Origin of the sequence: Arthrobacter sp. ISL-65 (assembly GCF_018613795.1) — a bacterium.
Classification (GTDB): Bacteria; Actinomycetota; Actinomycetes; order Actinomycetales; family Micrococcaceae; genus Arthrobacter.
The window spans coordinates 17,380-32,719 of record NZ_JAGGPN010000038.1 but is presented as its reverse complement, the minus strand read 5'-3'; the positions used below and the strand labels follow the sequence as shown (position 1 = coordinate 32,719).

The following is a 15,340-nucleotide window of genomic DNA, read 5'->3' as shown; positions in this document are numbered from 1 at the left end:
ATGCCCATGACCAGTTCCGGCAGGCCGGCGCGAAGAAGCCCAGGCGGGCGCCAGCGCAGAGTTCTCAGTGCCGCCGTGGCACTGGTGCTGGCCGCTAGCCTGGGGGCGTCGGCTCCCGCCGCCTTCGCAGACGACCTTGAAGACCAGCAGGCCGCCCTCAAGGCCGAAGCCGCCCGGGTCCAGCAGTCGCTCGAATTCGTCGACGCAAAAATTTCCAAAGCTGTCGGGGACCTGGTGATCTACCGGGGACAGCTTCCGGCCGCGCAGCAGGCGCTGCTCGAGGCCCAGGGCCGGGTGGCGAGTGCCGTCAAGGAAGTGGAGGCCCTCGCTGCCAGGGTGGATCTTGCCCAGCAGAACAAGGCAAAAATCACCCAGCAGCTGGATGCAGACAAGCAGAAGATCGCCAGCACGAAGAAGCTGATCGGCCAGATCGCGACGCAGGCATACAAGTCCGGCGGCGTGCCGTCAGACCTCACCTTGTTCTTCGGTTCCAACAACACGGGCAGCCTCACTGACACGATGGACATGGCCGACCAGGCATTGCGCAGCCAGAACTCCGCAATGGATAAGCTCACGCAGCAGAACGCCACCAACGTCAACTCGCAGGCACGCCTGCAGGCAGTCGAAGCCGAGATCAAGGACCTCAAGGCCAAGGCCGACGCGGCGCTTGCCAAAGAGAAGGCCGCCCGCGACGAGGCCGCCGCCAAGAAGGCCAAGGTGGACAAGCTCATCGCCGACACCACCCGCCTCAACAATGAACTCGAGGCCGCCAAGCCGGGAATCCAGAAGAAACTGGCAGCCGTCAAGGCGCGCCAGGACGCCGTCGCGGCCGAAATCGTCGAGCGTGACCGCAAGCTGCGGGAAGCGTGGCTGGCTGAGCAGCGGCGGATCGCCGCTGCCGCCGCCGCCGCGGCTAAGGCGAAAGGTGAGGAACCGAAGCCCTTCGTCCCTGTGACCGGCCCGCCGTCGGCCTTTGGCCTCCGCCACCCGTTCCCCGGCAGCGTACCCATCACCTCCGGTTTTGGATGGCGGGCGACGCCGCCGGGCACCATCGATTTCTACGGTGCCGGCGGCTACATGCACACGGGCATTGACTTCGGTGCCGCTTGTGGCACGCCGGTGTACGCGGCGGCAGCCGGCGAAGTTTTCTCAGCTGGCTGGGCGGACGACGGCGGCGGAAACAACGTCAAGATCTCGCACGGCGTGGTCCAGGGCAATTCGCTGACCACGATCTACTACCACAACACCAGTGTGGTGGTCTCGGCTGGACAGCAGGTCAGCCAGGGCCAGCTCATCGCATACTCGGGCACCACAGGAAACTCCACCGGCTGCCACTCACACTTTGAGACCTGGCTGAACGGCGAGGCTGTTGACCCGATGCGTCTGCTCTGACCAGGGGCAGCGGCAGCCTGACGGCGCGGGCCGGCCGGTGCACCTGCCGTAGAATAGTAAGACTTTGTTCCGGTGCCGCCGGGGCAGCCAGTACCGAGAACTGAGGAGTTGAACCGTGCCCAAAGAAAGTGGCCGAAAAGTCGTGGCCACCAACCGGAAGGCCCGGCACGACTACCACGTCATGGACACCTACGAGGCCGGCATCGCTCTCATGGGGACGGAGGTGAAGTCCCTCCGCGAAGGCCACGCTTCCATGGTCGACGGGTTCTGCACGTTCTATAACGACGAACTCTGGATGGAGGGCATCCACATCCCTGAGTACAACCAGGGAAGCTGGACCAACCATGCAGCGCGCCGGCGGCGGAAACTCCTGCTGCACCGCGAGGAACTCATCAAGATCTCGCACAAGATCCGCGAATCGGGCTTCACCATTGTGCCACTGCAGCTGTACTTCGTGGACGGCCGCGCCAAGGTGGAAATCGGCATCGCCCGGGGTAAGAAGGATTACGACAAGCGCCAGACTTTGCGCGAGCAGCAGGACAAGCGTGAGGCCCTCCGCGTCATGCGGGAACGCAATCGGCGCTGAGTCGGCACGACGACACGCGGCGCACCTTCAGGAATGAATGGCCGCCCCGATGCGTTATGATTGGTAGTCCGGCAGGGATCTTGTCCAGAACCTGCGCCCAGCCGGTTTGGTAACAAAATACGGGGATGATCGGTTTCGACGATGTTAGTCGCGACAGGTGAAGCGGGCCGAGGATGCAGAATTATCTCGTAAACGCTGTCTGCAAACCAATAAGTGCCAATTCTAAGCGCACTGACTTCGCTCTTGCTGCCTAAGCAGTAAGACAGTCCGTCAGCCCGAGGCTGCTATCGCCCCGGATCCTGGCGTCATTTAGATAGCCACTGCTGCTTACCTTCGTCACCGGGGTAAGCGGGACTCTTAGATGACTGGGCCCGGATCAGCCAGCTGTTTGCAGCATGGCTGGGGCCGAGAAAATCCGACGCAAACTGCGCCCGGAGAAGCCCTGACAACACGACATCGGACGGGGGTTCAATTCCCCCCATCTCCACTAAATCCCGTTACCTAACGGGGAATGCCCGGACCTCGGTCCGGGCATTCCTTGTTTAAGCCCGTTGCCGCCGTTCACCCACGGCGTAGCCCGTACGGGACTACCCGCCCTGCCGGCGGGGTTGTGACAGGTATCACGAATCCGGCGATTCGATACCAACGGCAGGGAGGCATGTCATGTCCACGGCGGCTGCAAACGAACCGGGTCCCGTCGACGACGGCGCGGCCCTCGACTCCTATTCGGAGACGGTCATCAGGGTGGCCAGGACCGTCACGCCCCATGTGGCCGCCATCGAGATGACGGGGAACCGACGCAACGGACGGTTCCGGGTCGGCGCCGGATCCGCGGTCCTGTTCACCGAGGACGGCTACCTGCTGACCAACGCCCACGTGGTGGCCGGCACCCAGAAGGGCCGCGCCGTCTTCGCTGACGGCTCCGGCACGGACCTTGAGGTGGTGGGCGCGGATCCGTTGTCCGATCTTGCAGTGGTCCGGGGCCGCGCCCCGCGCGTCGCTCCTGCGGAGTTCGGGGACGCCGAGTCACTGCAGGTGGGGCAGTTGGTGATTGCCGTCGGAAACCCGCTGGGGCTCTCGGGCTCGGTGACGGCAGGTGTGGTAAGCGGACTGGGACGCGCCATCCCTGTCTGGGCCGGGCGCAACCGCAGGGTCATTGAGGATGTCATCCAGACCGATGCCGCCTTGAATGCCGGCAGTTCCGGTGGGGCACTGGCCGACTCACGAAGCCGGATCGTAGGAATCAACACTGCGGTGGCCGGTGCCGGGCTGGGGCTGGCTGTTCCCATCAACAGCACGTCGCGCCGCATCATTTCCGCGCTCCTGTCCGACGGCCGGGTCCGGCGCGCCTATCTCGGCGTGGTCAGCACCCCGATCCGCCTGGGCGCCAGCGAAGTGGTCCGCACCGGCCAGCGGGAGGGGCTGCGCGTGGTGGAGGTGCTCTCCGGTTCCCCGGCGGAGCAGGCAGGTCTAAAGACCGGCGATGTGCTGCTGCGGGTAGGTTCGCGCGCGGTCAGCAATGCCGAGAGCCTGCAGAAACTCCTCTTCGCCGAGGCCATCGGCGTCCCGATGAACTTAGCCGTCCTTCGCGACGGGCACCTCACCGACGTCGCAGCCGTCCCCGGCGAGATGGCGGACTGGGGATAGACGGATTGGGGATTAGACGAACTGGGATAGAGACAGGGGCCGGACACAAAAACGGGGTGGCCAGGACGTCTGGCCACCCCGTTCGGTGTTATCGGGCAATCAGCGTTTCTTCAGATGCGCCACAGGGTCCGGGGCTCCCTCGATAGGGGCCTTGGCCTTCTTGTCCGCGCGTTTCTGCTTGATGGTCTTGCCCGCTTTTTTCTGATGCTGCTGGTGCGGCGACTTGTCCGGCATGGCGTGCTCCCTCGTCCGAGGGGCAGGAGGTGCCCCTCCCTACGTAAATTACGCCTGTTTCAGCCCGGATGTAACTGCCCAAGTTCGCCACCTGCGCAAACCACCTTGTCTGCCCACAAAGCCCGTCCACCCACAAAGCCCGTCAACCCGTGACGTCCGCGATTCCCACAAACCTGGTGCCCACACCGTCGAACTCGCTCCGTACGAATCCGGGCGCCGCCGGGGGAACCTCGGAGGGGCGGTGATGCTCGCACACGACATACGTGAACTCCGGCCACCACTTCTTTGGCCGGGCCGCCTCCTCGTAACCGCAGACCGCGCAGACGAGGTGCACCCACACCGGCCGTTTCCCTGTCCGGTTGGCGCGGGACTGGACGAGCCACGCAGGGGGATTGTCCAGCAGTTCGCCGAGCTGGGCTTCGGTCAGAAGCTTGGGAATGCCGTGGCGCTGCGCCATTTCCAGTGGTACATCCAGGGCAATTGCCGCGTCACGTCTGCTGATCATCCAGTCCACGATACGGTAAGTCATGAGCGATGCCAGCCAGACCACCGCCCCCACGCGCCTGCAGCGACAGGTGCTGGCTGTCGCGATCGTGGCGTCCTTCATGGCGATCCTGGACAGCTTCGTCGTCAGCCTGGCGCTGCCCGCCATCGGCAGGGAACTCGGCGGCGGCCTCCGCATCCAGCAGTGGGTGGTGGACGCCTACCTCCTGACGCTCGGGGCGCTCATTCTGGCGGCCGGCTCGCTCTCGGACCATTTCGGGCGGGTCCGGGTACTGCAATGGGGGCTGGGCGGGTTTGCCCTCACATCGGTCCTCTGCGGAGCCGCATGGACCGGTGAAATGCTGGTGATAAGCCGGGGGCTGCAGGGAGTGGCCGGAGCACTCCTGGTGCCCAGTTCGCTCGCGCTGATCGTCAGCCACTTCGACAGCGGCGCCCAAGGGGCGGCCATCGGCAAGTGGTCGGCGTGGACCAGTGCTGCCGCCATCGTGGCCCCTTTAATCGGCGGCGTGTCTGTGGACCTGCTCTCGTGGCGGGTCATTTTCTTCGTCAACATACTGCCCGCGGCGGCCATCTGGCCCGTGCTGGCCAGGCTGCGGAAGGTCGACGCCGCCCCCGGCTCTGCCGGTAGCATCGACATTGCAGGGGCGCTCCTGGCCGTCATCGCACTTGGCGGACCGGTCTATGCGCTGATCGAACAGGGGACCGTGGGGTGGGGCAGCCCGCAGGTCTGGCTGCCGCTGACCGCCGGCCTCGTGGCCACGGCGCTTTTCCTCATCCATGAATCGCGCACAGCCGCGCCGCTCCTGCCCCTGGGCATGTTTACGGTCCGGAACTTCGGCTGGGGCAACATCACCACCGCCGCGATCTACGGCGGCTTTTCCCTCGGGTTCTTTGCACTCGGTATCTACATCCAGCAGGTCGGCGGCATGAAGGCGACCACCGCCGGCCTGGCGCTGCTGCCCTCAACGGTGATCCTGATGCTGTTGGCATCGTTCTTCGGGGGCCTGGCCGGCAAGTACGGGCCGCGGTGGTTCATGACCGCCGGGCCGGTGCTGTGTGCGGCCGGATTCCTGCTGACGCTGTCCGTTGGCGGCTCCCTGAATTACTGGACCCAGGTCCTGCCCGGGCAGGTGGTCTTCGGCCTCGGCCTTTCCATGACTGTGGCACCCCTGACGGCGGCCATCCTGGGATCTGTGCCTGAGAAGCAGGCCGGGGTGGGCTCAGCCGTGAACAATGCGGTTTCGAGGATCGCAGGCCTGGTCTGCATCGCGTTTGCGGGCTTCATCGTCGGTCCCGAGCTGACGACGCCGGGCCTGCACCGCGCGCTGCTGGCCACCGCCGCGCTGCTGTTGCTGGGTGCGGCCTGCTCCGCCGTCGGAATCCGCAACCCGGTGCCGGCTAGCCGCCGCTGACCGCGATTCCCGCCGCGGCAGCAGCCAGCCCCAGCAGCAAATTGGCGAGGGTGTTGGCGGCGGCGGCGAGGTAGCGCCGTTCACTGGCCAGCCGCACCGTGGCAGTGGTCCAGGAACTGAAAGTGGTCAGGCCGCCGGCGAACCCGGTGGCCAGGGCAGAGTGCCATTCGGGGCCGAAACCCGCGGTGACGCCCACGGACAGCCCGATCACGAACGAGCCGGCCACGTTGACCAGCAGGGTAGCCCAGGGCCAGTGCCGCCGCGGCGACGGGAAGCCGGCCAGCCAGCCATCCACGGCGAACCGGAGAAGGGCTCCGGCGATGCCGAAAAGACCCACGAGGAGCGCCGTCACTGTCCAGCACCACGAGGAGCGTCGCGGAAAGCACGGGCAGCGCCGACCATCTTGCCGGTCCGCCAGCCGGCGGCGGCCGCCGCCAGGCCCAACAGGACGGACAGACCCAGGTAGAGAAGTCCCAGCACCGGGAGTCCGATGCGGGTCAGCTGGTCCGTGGAAAATACGACCGCGGAGAAGGTGGTGAAAGAGCCCAGCACGCCCGGCCCGATTGCCGCACGGAGCCAGAACGCGGTCTGTGGCCGCGCGATCCAGATGGTGGTGAGGGCTGCCAGCACGAAGCTGCCAACGATGTTGATGCCCAGCGTGGCCCACGGCAGGTCTCCGGGCAGGTCCGGGAACAGCAGGCCCAGCACGTACCGGAGTTCCGTGCCCAGCAGGCCGCCGGCGGCCACGGCCGTCCAAACCCGCCAGCCGTAGCCGGAGTCTGTCTTGGCGGCGGCGCCGGTGCTGCCGGCCAGGGGAGCCCGCACCAGAGCCTACAGGCCGGCCATGCGGCAGCCGGGATGCGCGAAATCGCTGTGGATCCACAGCGCGGAGGCCACTTCGTCTGCGAGATCGACGTCGCGGCTGGTCCCGGGAGAGCCGATGCGGACCACGAGCGCACCGCCGAAGGGCTTGCGGCCGCGCACCTCAACGTCGGCGTCGAGGCTGATCTTTTCCGCGGCGAGGTAGCGCAGCAGCTCCGGGTTCTCGTCGCTGATCCGGATGATCCTTCCGGTGTGGCCGTCGTCGAGCTCGATCATCCGGTGGGCCGACGGCATCCGGACGGTACCGTCAGCCGAGGGGATCGGATCACCGTGCGGGTCCCGGGACGGGTTGCCCAGCCGGGCTGCCAACCTCTCAATGAACGTGTCCGATACCGCATGTTCCAGCTGTTCGGCCTCGTCGTGGACTTCGTCCCAGCTGTATCCGAGGTCCTTGACCAGGTACGTCTCAATGAGCCGGTGCCGCCGGACCATGGAGAGGGCAAGCCGGACTCCCTGGGGAGTGAGCGTGATTGCGCTGTACGGCTTGTGCAGGACCAGGCCCTGGTCCTTGAGCTTGCGCACCATCTCGGAGACCGAGGAATTGGCCACGCCGAGGCGCTGTGCCAGCTGGGTGGAGGTGATGGGCTTGTCCTGCCATTCCGTGAAGGAATAGATGACCTTAACGTAGTCCTCGATTGAGGAGGAGGGCGTACTGGTCTTCACAGCTTCAAGCCTACCTGCTGCCACTGCGGCGTTCCGCCCTGACAGCGCGCCAGGTCTGGGTGAGGTAGGGGAGCTGCAGCAGTTCGCCCTCGGCATGCCCCAGGTGCTCGTGCAGGTACCAGGTCAGGTTGCCGGTCACCTTGGTGCGGGTGGTGTCGTTGGCCGCGAGGTAGTAGCTGCGGGACTTGGCCAGTTCGAGGATGTCCTCCGGCGTGACGGGATCCTCCCACCGGGTCAGGTGGCTTTCCAGGGACGTGAATTCCGGGCCGATTTTGGGGCGGAAGTCGGGTTTGTGGACGTCCCCGGCGTGCATGATGCGGGACAGCCGGTGCACCCAGGGCACTGATGTGTCCAGCTGGTTCCAGATCAGGCCCAGCACCCCGTGGGGCTTGAGGATCCGGGAAATCTCGGTGCTGGCCCGCAACGGGTCGCACCAGTGCCATGCCTGGGCAACGCTGACGACGTCGAACGCCGCCTCGGGCAGTCCCGTTGCCTCCGCTGTCCCTTCCAGAGCTTGAACCCCGGGGTAGGCGCGGCTGAGCTGCTCCAGCATGTCCACGGAAGGATCCACCGCGCTGACGCTCAGGCCGCGTTCCACCAGCAATGCCGTGAATTTACCGGTTCCGGCGCCAATGTCGGCTGCGGTACGGGCTCCGGCTGGAATCAGCCAGTCCGCGGAATCACCAGGGTAGCCGGGACGAACGCGGTGGTAGTGCTCGCCGCCGTCCTGGAAGCTCTGCCCAAGCTCCTGCCGCCGCCCGTGATGAAGTTTTGGACCGCCCCGTGCCACGCACAGTCTCCTTAGCCCGACGTCGAAAATTACCTTTCGAATTTACCGCACAGGGACCGCTGCCGTGGCAGGCCGGGGTGGCGCCTTACTCCCGGGTGGGCGACTAGTCCTGCGCGCAGGGTGCGGCGCCCGCGGTGCCGGGGGTGTTGGGTGCCCACTCCGGGTAGGTGCGGGTGTCGTTCGCCGGGACCCAGCGTCCCGCGTCCACCACGTAGTCCCAGCCGAGGCCGGAGCGCTGGAGTTCCTCGATGCCGGCGAGCAGCCGCTGGGCGTCCTCGAGCCGTGATCCCACGCCGAAGCTGGCGCGCAGGGATCCGGACGGCAGGCCGAGGCGCTTCAGCAGCGGGTGGGCGCAGAACCGGCCGTCGCGCAGGCCCACGCCGTGTTCGGCCGACAGGTAGGCGGCCACCAGGCCGGCGTCGTAACCCTCCACGGAGAAGTTGACCACGCCGATGGCGTCGTCCGGGTTGCTGTCAGCGAAGATCTGGTGGACGGTGACGCCGCCGATCTTGCCCAGTCCCTCGACGAGGAAGGACCGGATGGCGGCCTCATGGGCGTGCCAGTCCTGCGGATCAAGGGCAGCAATGACTTGGGTTGCCCGGGCCAGGGTGGCCGCGCCGAGTACGTTCGGTGAGCCGCCCTCGTGTCGTGCCGGGCCGCTGGCCCAGCTGACGCCGTCGAGTCTGGCCTCGCTTACTGCGCCGCCGCCGGCGAGGTGGGGGGTGCCGGCGTCGAGCCAGTCAGGGCGGCCGATCAGGACGCCGGCCCCGAAGGGGGCGTAGAGCTTGTGGCCGGAGAAGGCGAGGTAGTCGACGTCGTCCGCGGCGATGTTGACGCGGCGGTGCGGCGCGAGCTGCGCGGCGTCCACCACGATCCGGGCGCCGAATTCATGGGCCAGCGCAGCGAGGCGCCGGATCGGAAGGATTTCGCCGGTGACGTTGGAGGCGCCGGTCACCGCAAGGAGGCTGACATCGCCGTGCTCCAGTTCGGCACGCAGGCTGCTGATGGTGGCTTCGAGCGTTTCCGAGGCCACCACGCTGCGGTGCGGCACTCCCTGCCACGGCAGCAGGTTGGCGTGGTGCTCGATATCCAGGTACAGGACTTCACCGGTGTGGTGGTGGTCCTCCACCGGCAGGCAGCCGGCCAGGAGGTTAAGGGAGTCGGTGGTGTTCCGGGTGAAGATGACGGCGTCATCGGCGCGGCCGCCCACGAACTCCCGCACGATGTTCCGCGAGTTCTCGTACACGGAGGTGCTGATCTGCGAGGCATAGCCGGCGCCGCGATGCACGCTCGCGTAGTACGGCAGGATCTCGTTGAGGTACGCGGAAACCACAGACAGCGCAGGCGCGGAGGCGCCGTAATCGAGGTTGGCGTAGCGGACGTGGCCGCCCTGGATCAGCGGAGCCTGGATTTCTGCGCCGGTGACTGCAGCCAGGGGACGGCCTGCGGCGGCAAATCGGCCGTCCAGCACGCCTGAGTCGGTGGTGGAAGAAATGGTTGCAGTCGTCATGGGACCTCATTGAGAAAGGACCCCGTGTGACGGGGATCCGCGCTTGCCGGGTCCGTTCCGGATCGGCCTGGTCGTCACCCGGGGCACCCCACCGCGAATGGAGGGTTGCCGGCCAGCTAACCGGGGTTTAGCGCTGGCACTCGTGACCTGTTACGAGACTAGGACATCCGGACGGGCGATGAAAAAGCCGGTTCGGAATGTTAAGCGGATTATTACGCAGCCCTGATATCGGACCTTAGGCCGAAGAAACGACGGCGAACGCCCCAAAAAGGGGACGTCCGCCGTCGTAATATTCAGCGCAAAAGGCGCCGGGGCAAGGTGGAGCAAAACTAGAGCAAATCGTCCAGCTGCGGGTTCAGGCGCTTCAGGACTTCCGAGTGCAGGATCGAATTGGTCGCCAGCGCATTGCCGCCGAACGGGCCGTCGGTGCCTTCGAGGGAGGTGAAGCGACCGCCTGCCTCCGTCACGATCGGCACCAGCGCCGCCATGTCGTACAGGTTCAGTTCAGGTTCGCAGGCGATGTCCACGGCTCCTTCGGCCACCATGCAGTAGGACCAGAAATCGCCAAAGGCCCGGGTGCGCCAAACTTCCTCGGTGAGCTGGAGGAACTCATCGAGGTTTCCGCGTTCTTTCCAGCCACCGAGGCTGGAGTAGGACAGCGAGGCGTCGGCGAGGCTGGACACGTTGGATACCTTGAGCCGCGTGGCGGCGGCCAGGGAACGGCCCGAGTAGGCACCGGCGCCCTTGGCCGCCCACCAGCGCTTGCCGAGGGCCGGGGCGCTGACCACGCCGACCACGGGTTCGCCTTCGTCGACGAGGGCGATCAGGGTGGCCCACACCGGCACCCCGCGGACAAAGTTCTTGGTGCCGTCGATGGGGTCGATGATCCAGCGGCGGGAACCGTGGCCGGAGCTTCCGAACTCCTCACCGAGCACGGCGTCACGGGGACGGGAACGGGACAGCTGGCCGCGGATGGACTCCTCGGCGGCCTTGTCCGCATCGGTGACCGGCGTCAGGTCTGGCTTCGTCTCGATCTTGAGGTCCAGCGCCTTGAACCGGCTCATGGTCTGGTCGTCCACGGAATCGGCCAGCACATGGGCCAGACGCAGGTCATCGTTGTACGTTGAAGCGGGTTGGGTCATGGTTCCAAACTACCCTCAAAGGTCCGGCGGGGCGGGGAGGCAGCCGCCGGGCTGCGCCGGGGAAGCTAGCCGACGCTGCCGAGCTCCTTGGTTTCCTGGGCCTCCATGCGGGGGTCGGTGCCGAGCAGGCGGCGCAGGGACGCGAGTCTTGCTACTCCGGTGGGGCCGGCGTGCCCGGCCGCGACCCATGCATCCACACCGCAGTTGACGGCGGTGGCGTCGTGCTTGCAGCCGCGTTCACAGGCCTCGGTGCCCGGCTCGAGGTCGGGGAAGGAGCGCAGGATGCGGTCCGGGTCGACGTGGGCCAGCCCGAAGGAGCGGATGCCCGGCGTGTCGATGATCCAGCTCCCCGCCGGGGCGTCAGCGAGCTTGAGGGCTAGGGCCGACGACGACGTGTGCCGTCCGCGGCCCGTCACGGCGTTGACGCCGCCGGTGGCGCGTTCGGCACCCGTCAGCGCGTTGACCATGGTGGATTTTCCGACGCCGGAATGGCCCAGCATGACGGTCACCTTGCCGTCCAGGTGGGCGCGGAGTTCGGACACGGCGGCAACGTCGAGCCGGGCTGAGAGGCCGTCGTCGGACCGGGCATCGATGCCGGAGGCCTCGGAATCGGCGGTGCGGCTGATGATGACCGGAAAGTCGAGGTGGCGGTAGTTGTCCAGCAACTCTGTGGGATCCTTGACGTCCGCCTTGGTGACCAGCAGCAGTGGCTCGATCCCGGCGTCGTAGGCGGCCACCAGCGCCCGGTCGATGAAGCCGGTGCGGGGCTCCGGGTTGGCGGCGGCGACAACTACCACCAGCTGGTCCGCGTTGGCGACGACGGCCCGCTCCACGGGGTCGGTGTCATCGGCGCTGCGGCGCAGCAGGGTCTTGCGGTCCAGGATTTTCACGAGCCGGGCAAGGGTGTCCGGCTCGCCGGAGACGTCACCCACAAGGGAGACGAAGTCTCCGGCCACCACGGGGGAGCGGCGCAGTTCCCGGGCGCGGGCGGCAATGACCGTCCGCTCGTTGCCGGAATCCTCGCCGACGACGGCCGTGTACCGGCCGCGGTCAACGGTGACGATCCGTCCCGTGACGGCATCCTCATGGCTGGGGCGGTCCTTAGTCCGGGGCCGGGAACCCTTCTTGTTCGGCCGGATCCGGACGTCGGATTCGTCCCAGGAATCAGTGCTGCGTGCCACCGGGGGTCCCTGCGGTGTTGGTCACTGCCGTGTTGGTGCGTGCGCCATCCCGCTGTCCGAGCATGTCCGCCCACAGCTTGGGAAAGTCCGGCATGGTCTTGGACGTCGTGGCGATGTCCTGCACTTCCACACCCCTGACGGCCAGCCCGAGGATGGCTCCGGCAGTGGCCATCCGGTGGTCGGCGTAGCTGTGCACGACGCCGGCGTGCAGTTCCGCGGGCCGGATGATGAGGCCGTCGGCGGTTTCCTCGGCATCGCCGCCGAGGCGGTTGATCTCGGTGACGAGCGCGGCGAGCCGGTCCGTCTCGTGTCCGCGGAGGTGGGCGATGCCGCTCAGCCGGGACGGGCCGGAGGCCAGTGCACACAGTGCGGCCACGGTGGGCGCGAGTTCGCTGGTTTCGGCGAAGTCCGCGCCCTTGATGTCACTGCCACCGGTCACCGTCAGCGTGCCGTCCTGCAGGGTCACAGCAGCCCCCATGTCGGTGAGGATGCTGCGCCACATGTCGCCCACCTGCGTGGTGTGCTCCGGCCAGTCCGGAATCCGTACCGTGCCGCCCGTCGCCAGGGCAGCGGCCAGGAAGGGGCCAGCGTTGGACAGGTCCTGTTCGATGCGCTGGTCGAAGGCGCGGATGGGGCCTGGGCTGATAATCCAGTGGTTGGGCGTGGAGTCGTCCACCACCACGCCCGCGCCGCGCAGCACGGCAATGGTCATGTTGATGTGGTCAAGGCTCGGCACTGTGCTGCCGGAGTGCTCCAGGTGCAGACCGTCTGTGAACCGCGCCCCCACCAGCAGCAGGGCGGAGACGAACTGGGAGGACGCGCTGGCGTCAATGACGAGGTGGCCGCCGCGGACCTGCCCGGTGCCTTCAACACGGAACGGCAGCGAAGCGGGCATTCCGCCGTCGTCGCCGCTGACGGTTACGCCCAGGCCTGCAAGCGCATTGATGATGGTTCCCATCGGACGCGCCCGGGCGTGGGGATCGCCGTCGAAAACGGTGGCACCGCTGCGGAGTGCCGCCAGCGGAGGAACGAACCTCATGACGGTTCCGGCCAGGCCGCAGTCGATCGCGACGTCGGCACCGCCGGAGTTGGCCGGAATCGGCGTCACCTCCAGGTCCGGGCCGAAGGCGCCGTCGCCCGGCACTTCCCGGATGTCCGCGCCCAGCTGGCGCAAGGCTTCGATCATCAGCGCTGAGTCTCGCGAGTGCAGCGGCGCCCGGAGCAGGGACGGCCCGTCAGCGAGCGCGGCGAGCACCAGGTACCTGTTGGTCAGCGACTTTGAGCCCGGCACGCGGACCGTGGCGTCAACCGGCTGCTCCGCAAACGGCGCGGGCCAGTGCGGAGCAGCGCCGGAGGTCTCAGCGGACGCGCCCATGGGTGATGCTGTCATTCCCGCTTATGCCCCCACCGCGTGGTCAACAGCCTTGCGGACCGCCTTGTCGGCACTGTGCAGCTTCTTGCCGGTGGTCTTGCGGGCATCCGCGGCGAGGTGGCTCGCGGTCTTGCGCGCGTCGGCGGCTAGGTGCTCTGCGCGCCACGCCAGGCTGGGTTTGCCGGCTGTGTCCACGGAGGCCAGCAGCACACCGCCGGTGAGGGTGATGTTTTTGAGCAGCTGGTTGCGGCGGGCTTGCCGGCCGTCCTTGGTGCTGATGTCGGCGCTGCGCCATTCGACGAAGGCGTTCAGTGCCGAGATGACGGCCAGCAGCGTGGCCGCCAGCCGCGCCGACTTGCCGAGGGCGAAGAGGACGCCGGCCCCCACCTGTGTTCCGCCGATGATCCGGGCCAGGACCTTCTCGTCCGCCTGGAAGGGCAGGGCTTCAGAGGCACGGCGCAGGAGGGGCGACAGTTGCTGCGCGGTGTCGTCCGCATTCCTGAGCTTGTCCGTTCCGGCGAGAATGAAACTTGAGGCCAGCATCGGCCGGGCAATAAAGCGGACAAAGGACATGAATTTCCTCCTGGATGGCCGAGCCGCGGTGGCCGCGGCGGAGTCGGTTCTAGTCTTGCACTTTTGCGGAATATTTGCCCACCGCACGCCGTTGTGCTCTTCAGACCGGAAGCAGCTGCGGGCGGGGTCCTGCGCGGTTCCCGGAGTTCAGCGGCGGCTGGGGCATGGCCGGAACTGGCAGGAGCGCAGACCCTCGTACAAGCGCGGGCCTTATCAGGCGGGTCTTAATAAGCGGAGTGGAGATGGAGCATTGACTTTGGTGAAGGAAGCTGTGGGGGTGCGAAGTCCCGCCAGGATGCGGCCGTTTGTGGTGCCGGAAACCGACGCGCTCGAAGGAGGAAGTGCCTTCTCAGGCCCGGACTCCGGGACGGCACGCCGTCGGGGGCGGTCAGCGCCGATCAAAGTAGACTTGAAGGCAATGAGCACCGTGGATCCGGCCCTGCAGGGCACACAGGAGGACGCCGCCAACGGCATCCCGAAGATTGGCACGTCACCCGCCGCTGAAGCGGCAGAGGATATCGACGTCGGCTCGGAGAGCGCCGAAGCGCGCCGGGCCCGGTTTGAGCGTGACGCCATGCAGTACGTGGACCAGCTCTATTCGGCGGCCATGCGCATGGCGCGGAACCCGGCTGATGCCGAGGACCTCGTGCAGGAGGCGTATACCAAGGCGTTCTCGGCTTTCCATCAGTACAAGCCGGGCACCAACCTGAAGGCGTGGCTGTACCGCATCCTGACGAACACCTATATCAACCTGTACCGGAAGCGGCAGCGGGAACCCCTGCAGTCCAATTCGGACACCATCGAGGACTGGCAGCTTGCCCGTGCCGAGTCCCACACCTCCAGCGGTCTGCGGTCCGCGGAGGCCGAGGCTCTGGACCACCTGCCTGATTCGGACGTCAAGCGCGCCCTGCAGGCCATCCCGGAGGAGTTCCGGCTGGCCGTGTACTTCGCCGACGTGGAGGGCTTCGCGTACAAGGAAATTTCGGACATCATGAACACGCCCATCGGTACGGTGATGTCCCGGCTCCACCGGGGCCGGAAGATGCTGCGGGACGAGCTGGCGGACTACGCCGCCGACCGGGGATTCAAAGCTGCTGCAGACGCCACGGCGGCAACGGAAAGCAACAAACAGGAGAACGGGAAATGAGCGACTGCCAGGGATTGGGCGATTGCGATGACACCAGGATGCAGCGCATCTACGAGTATCTGGACGGTGCTTTGACCCGCAGCGACCTTGCGGAGATCAAGCAGCATCTGGACGAGTGCCCTGAATGCACGCAGCAGTACGATCTGGAGTGCGTCATTCGAAAAGTGGTGAAGCGCTCCTGTACCGAGGCTGCTCCGGAAAACCTAAAGAACGCCATCCTGGAGCGGATCCACACGATCCGGCCGGTGGACGCCTGACGGGGTTCCTGGCTTAAACGCGATGCCCCCGCTACCTTGCCGGTAGCG

At 66.7% G+C, this 15,340-nt stretch carries 17 protein-coding genes, 1 other RNA gene and 1 riboswitch; of the genes, 7 read left to right on the top strand and 11 right to left on the bottom strand.

From position 1 onward, the window contains the following. Nucleotides 1-6 precede the first annotated feature (6 nt). From J7I85_RS15950 to J7I85_RS15935, 4 genes are all read left to right on the top strand, one after another. Nucleotides 7-1,392 carry a M23 family metallopeptidase gene (locus J7I85_RS15950; RefSeq protein WP_214853446.1) on the top strand — a complete coding sequence of 462 codons (1,386 nt, stop codon included), beginning with the start codon at nt 7-9 and terminating at the stop codon, nt 1,390-1,392. A 115-nt stretch (nt 1,393-1,507) separates the two neighbouring features. Next, a complete protein-coding gene (gene smpB, locus J7I85_RS15945) occupies nt 1,508-1,978 on the top strand; it encodes an SsrA-binding protein SmpB (RefSeq protein ID WP_003804881.1) in 471 nt (156 codons plus the stop codon). A gap of 121 nt (nt 1,979-2,099) precedes the next feature. Then, nucleotides 2,100-2,468: a transfer-messenger RNA gene (gene ssrA / locus J7I85_RS15940) on the top strand. 173 nt (nt 2,469-2,641) lie between these two features. Then, nucleotides 2,642-3,625: a S1C family serine protease gene (locus J7I85_RS15935; RefSeq protein WP_214853442.1), complete on the top strand. Its 984-nt coding sequence runs from the start codon at nt 2,642-2,644 to the stop codon at nt 3,623-3,625. Between the two features lie 99 nt (nt 3,626-3,724). Here the strand turns inward: J7I85_RS15935 and J7I85_RS25595 are convergent, their stop codons facing one another. Together J7I85_RS25595 and J7I85_RS15930 are read right to left on the bottom strand one after the other, a co-directional pair. Beyond that, nucleotides 3,725-3,859 (bottom strand): hypothetical protein, encoded by a 135-nt coding sequence (locus J7I85_RS25595; RefSeq protein ID WP_285289604.1) that lies wholly within the window; start codon nt 3,857-3,859, stop codon nt 3,725-3,727. A gap of 142 nt (nt 3,860-4,001) precedes the next feature. Further along, nucleotides 4,002-4,364, bottom strand: coding sequence for a hypothetical protein (locus J7I85_RS15930; protein WP_214853905.1), 363 nt, complete (start codon nt 4,362-4,364; stop codon nt 4,002-4,004). Nucleotides 4,365-4,386: 22 nt separating this feature from the next. Between J7I85_RS15930 and J7I85_RS15925 the strand changes: the two genes are divergently transcribed. Further along, a complete protein-coding gene (locus J7I85_RS15925; RefSeq protein WP_214853439.1) occupies nt 4,387-5,775 on the top strand; it encodes an MFS transporter in 1,389 nt (462 codons plus the stop codon). Here the strand turns inward: J7I85_RS15925 and J7I85_RS15920 are convergent. The 9 genes from J7I85_RS15920 to J7I85_RS15880 all read right to left on the bottom strand — a co-directional run bounded on the left by J7I85_RS15920 (nt 5,762) and on the right by J7I85_RS15880 (nt 13,888). Next, on the bottom strand, nt 5,762-6,127 hold the full coding sequence (locus J7I85_RS15920) for a CrcB family protein (RefSeq protein ID WP_214853436.1): 366 nt from the start codon (nt 6,125-6,127) through the stop codon (nt 5,762-5,764). The two genes, J7I85_RS15925 and J7I85_RS15920, sit on opposite strands and share 14 nt — an antisense overlap. After that, on the bottom strand, nt 6,124-6,600 hold the full coding sequence (locus tag J7I85_RS15915; RefSeq protein WP_214853433.1) for a CrcB family protein: 477 nt from the start codon (nt 6,598-6,600) through the stop codon (nt 6,124-6,126). The genes J7I85_RS15920 and J7I85_RS15915 overlap by 4 nt, the downstream gene beginning before the upstream one ends. A gap of 6 nt (nt 6,601-6,606) precedes the next feature. Continuing rightward, nucleotides 6,607-7,320, bottom strand: a complete 714-nt coding sequence (locus J7I85_RS15910; protein ID WP_214853431.1) for a metal-dependent transcriptional regulator — start codon at nt 7,318-7,320, stop codon at nt 6,607-6,609. Nucleotides 7,321-7,330: 10 nt separating this feature from the next. Further along, the gene (locus J7I85_RS15905; protein ID WP_214853428.1) at nt 7,331-8,110 is read right to left on the bottom strand and encodes a class I SAM-dependent methyltransferase; all 780 of its coding nucleotides are present in this window, start codon (nt 8,108-8,110) and stop codon (nt 7,331-7,333) included. Nucleotides 8,111-8,213: 103 nt separating this feature from the next. Continuing rightward, nucleotides 8,214-9,620, bottom strand: a complete 1,407-nt coding sequence (locus J7I85_RS15900) for an aminotransferase class V-fold PLP-dependent enzyme (RefSeq protein WP_214853425.1) — start codon at nt 9,618-9,620, stop codon at nt 8,214-8,216. 34 nt (nt 9,621-9,654) lie between these two features. After that, nucleotides 9,655-9,768, bottom strand: a riboswitch (SAM riboswitch). 181 nt (nt 9,769-9,949) lie between these two features. After that, nucleotides 9,950-10,762 carry a histidinol-phosphatase gene (gene hisN, locus J7I85_RS15895; protein WP_214853422.1) on the bottom strand — a complete coding sequence of 271 codons (813 nt, stop codon included), beginning with the start codon at nt 10,760-10,762 and terminating at the stop codon, nt 9,950-9,952. A 65-nt stretch (nt 10,763-10,827) separates the two neighbouring features. Continuing rightward, nucleotides 10,828-11,943, bottom strand: a complete 1,116-nt coding sequence (locus J7I85_RS15890) for a ribosome small subunit-dependent GTPase A (protein ID WP_214853419.1) — start codon at nt 11,941-11,943, stop codon at nt 10,828-10,830. Further along, nucleotides 11,927-13,318 (bottom strand): 3-phosphoshikimate 1-carboxyvinyltransferase, encoded by a 1,392-nt coding sequence (gene aroA, locus J7I85_RS15885; RefSeq protein WP_374102484.1) that lies wholly within the window; start codon nt 13,316-13,318, stop codon nt 11,927-11,929. Before aroA ends, J7I85_RS15890 begins: the two co-directional genes overlap by 17 nt. 21 nt (nt 13,319-13,339) lie before the next feature. Then, nucleotides 13,340-13,888: a DoxX family protein gene (locus J7I85_RS15880; protein WP_214853413.1), complete on the bottom strand. Its 549-nt coding sequence runs from the start codon at nt 13,886-13,888 to the stop codon at nt 13,340-13,342. A gap of 418 nt (nt 13,889-14,306) precedes the next feature. On the opposite strand from J7I85_RS15880, the gene J7I85_RS15875 reads away from it, so the two are divergent. Together J7I85_RS15875 and rsrA are read left to right on the top strand one after the other, a co-directional pair. Further along, entirely contained in the window at nt 14,307-15,035 is a 729-nt protein-coding gene (locus J7I85_RS15875; protein ID WP_251024420.1) for a sigma-70 family RNA polymerase sigma factor, read from the top strand. Further along, nucleotides 15,032-15,292: a mycothiol system anti-sigma-R factor gene (rsrA, locus tag J7I85_RS15870; protein ID WP_214853410.1), complete on the top strand. Its 261-nt coding sequence runs from the start codon at nt 15,032-15,034 to the stop codon at nt 15,290-15,292. Before J7I85_RS15875 ends, rsrA begins: the two co-directional genes overlap by 4 nt. Nucleotides 15,293-15,340 lie beyond the last annotated feature (48 nt).

What these genes read in the sequence shown, in the direction of transcription:
- J7I85_RS15950 (WP_214853446.1), top strand. Translation starts at nt 7, where the DNA reads ATGACCAGTTCCGGCAGGCCGGCGCGAAGAAGCCCAGGCGGGCGCCAG.
- J7I85_RS15935 (WP_214853442.1), top strand. Translation starts at nt 2,642, where the DNA reads ATGTCCACGGCGGCTGCAAACGAACCGGGTCCCGTCGACGACGGCGCG.
- J7I85_RS25595 (WP_285289604.1), bottom strand. Translation starts at nt 3,859, where the DNA reads ATGCCGGACAAGTCGCCGCACCAGCAGCATCAGAAAAAAGCGGGCAAG.
- J7I85_RS15930 (WP_214853905.1), bottom strand. Translation starts at nt 4,364, where the DNA reads ATGATCAGCAGACGTGACGCGGCAATTGCCCTGGATGTACCACTGGAA.
- J7I85_RS15925 (WP_214853439.1), top strand. Translation starts at nt 4,387, where the DNA reads ATGAGCGATGCCAGCCAGACCACCGCCCCCACGCGCCTGCAGCGACAG.
- J7I85_RS15900 (WP_214853425.1), bottom strand. Translation starts at nt 9,620, where the DNA reads ATGACGACTGCAACCATTTCTTCCACCACCGACTCAGGCGTGCTGGAC.
- hisN (WP_214853422.1), bottom strand. Translation starts at nt 10,762, where the DNA reads ATGACCCAACCCGCTTCAACGTACAACGATGACCTGCGTCTGGCCCAT.
- aroA (WP_374102484.1), bottom strand. Translation starts at nt 13,318, where the DNA reads ATGGGCGCGTCCGCTGAGACCTCCGGCGCTGCTCCGCACTGGCCCGCG.
- J7I85_RS15880 (WP_214853413.1), bottom strand. Translation starts at nt 13,888, where the DNA reads ATGTCCTTTGTCCGCTTTATTGCCCGGCCGATGCTGGCCTCAAGTTTC.
- J7I85_RS15875 (WP_251024420.1), top strand. Translation starts at nt 14,307, where the DNA reads ATGAGCACCGTGGATCCGGCCCTGCAGGGCACACAGGAGGACGCCGCC.
- rsrA (WP_214853410.1), top strand. Translation starts at nt 15,032, where the DNA reads ATGAGCGACTGCCAGGGATTGGGCGATTGCGATGACACCAGGATGCAG.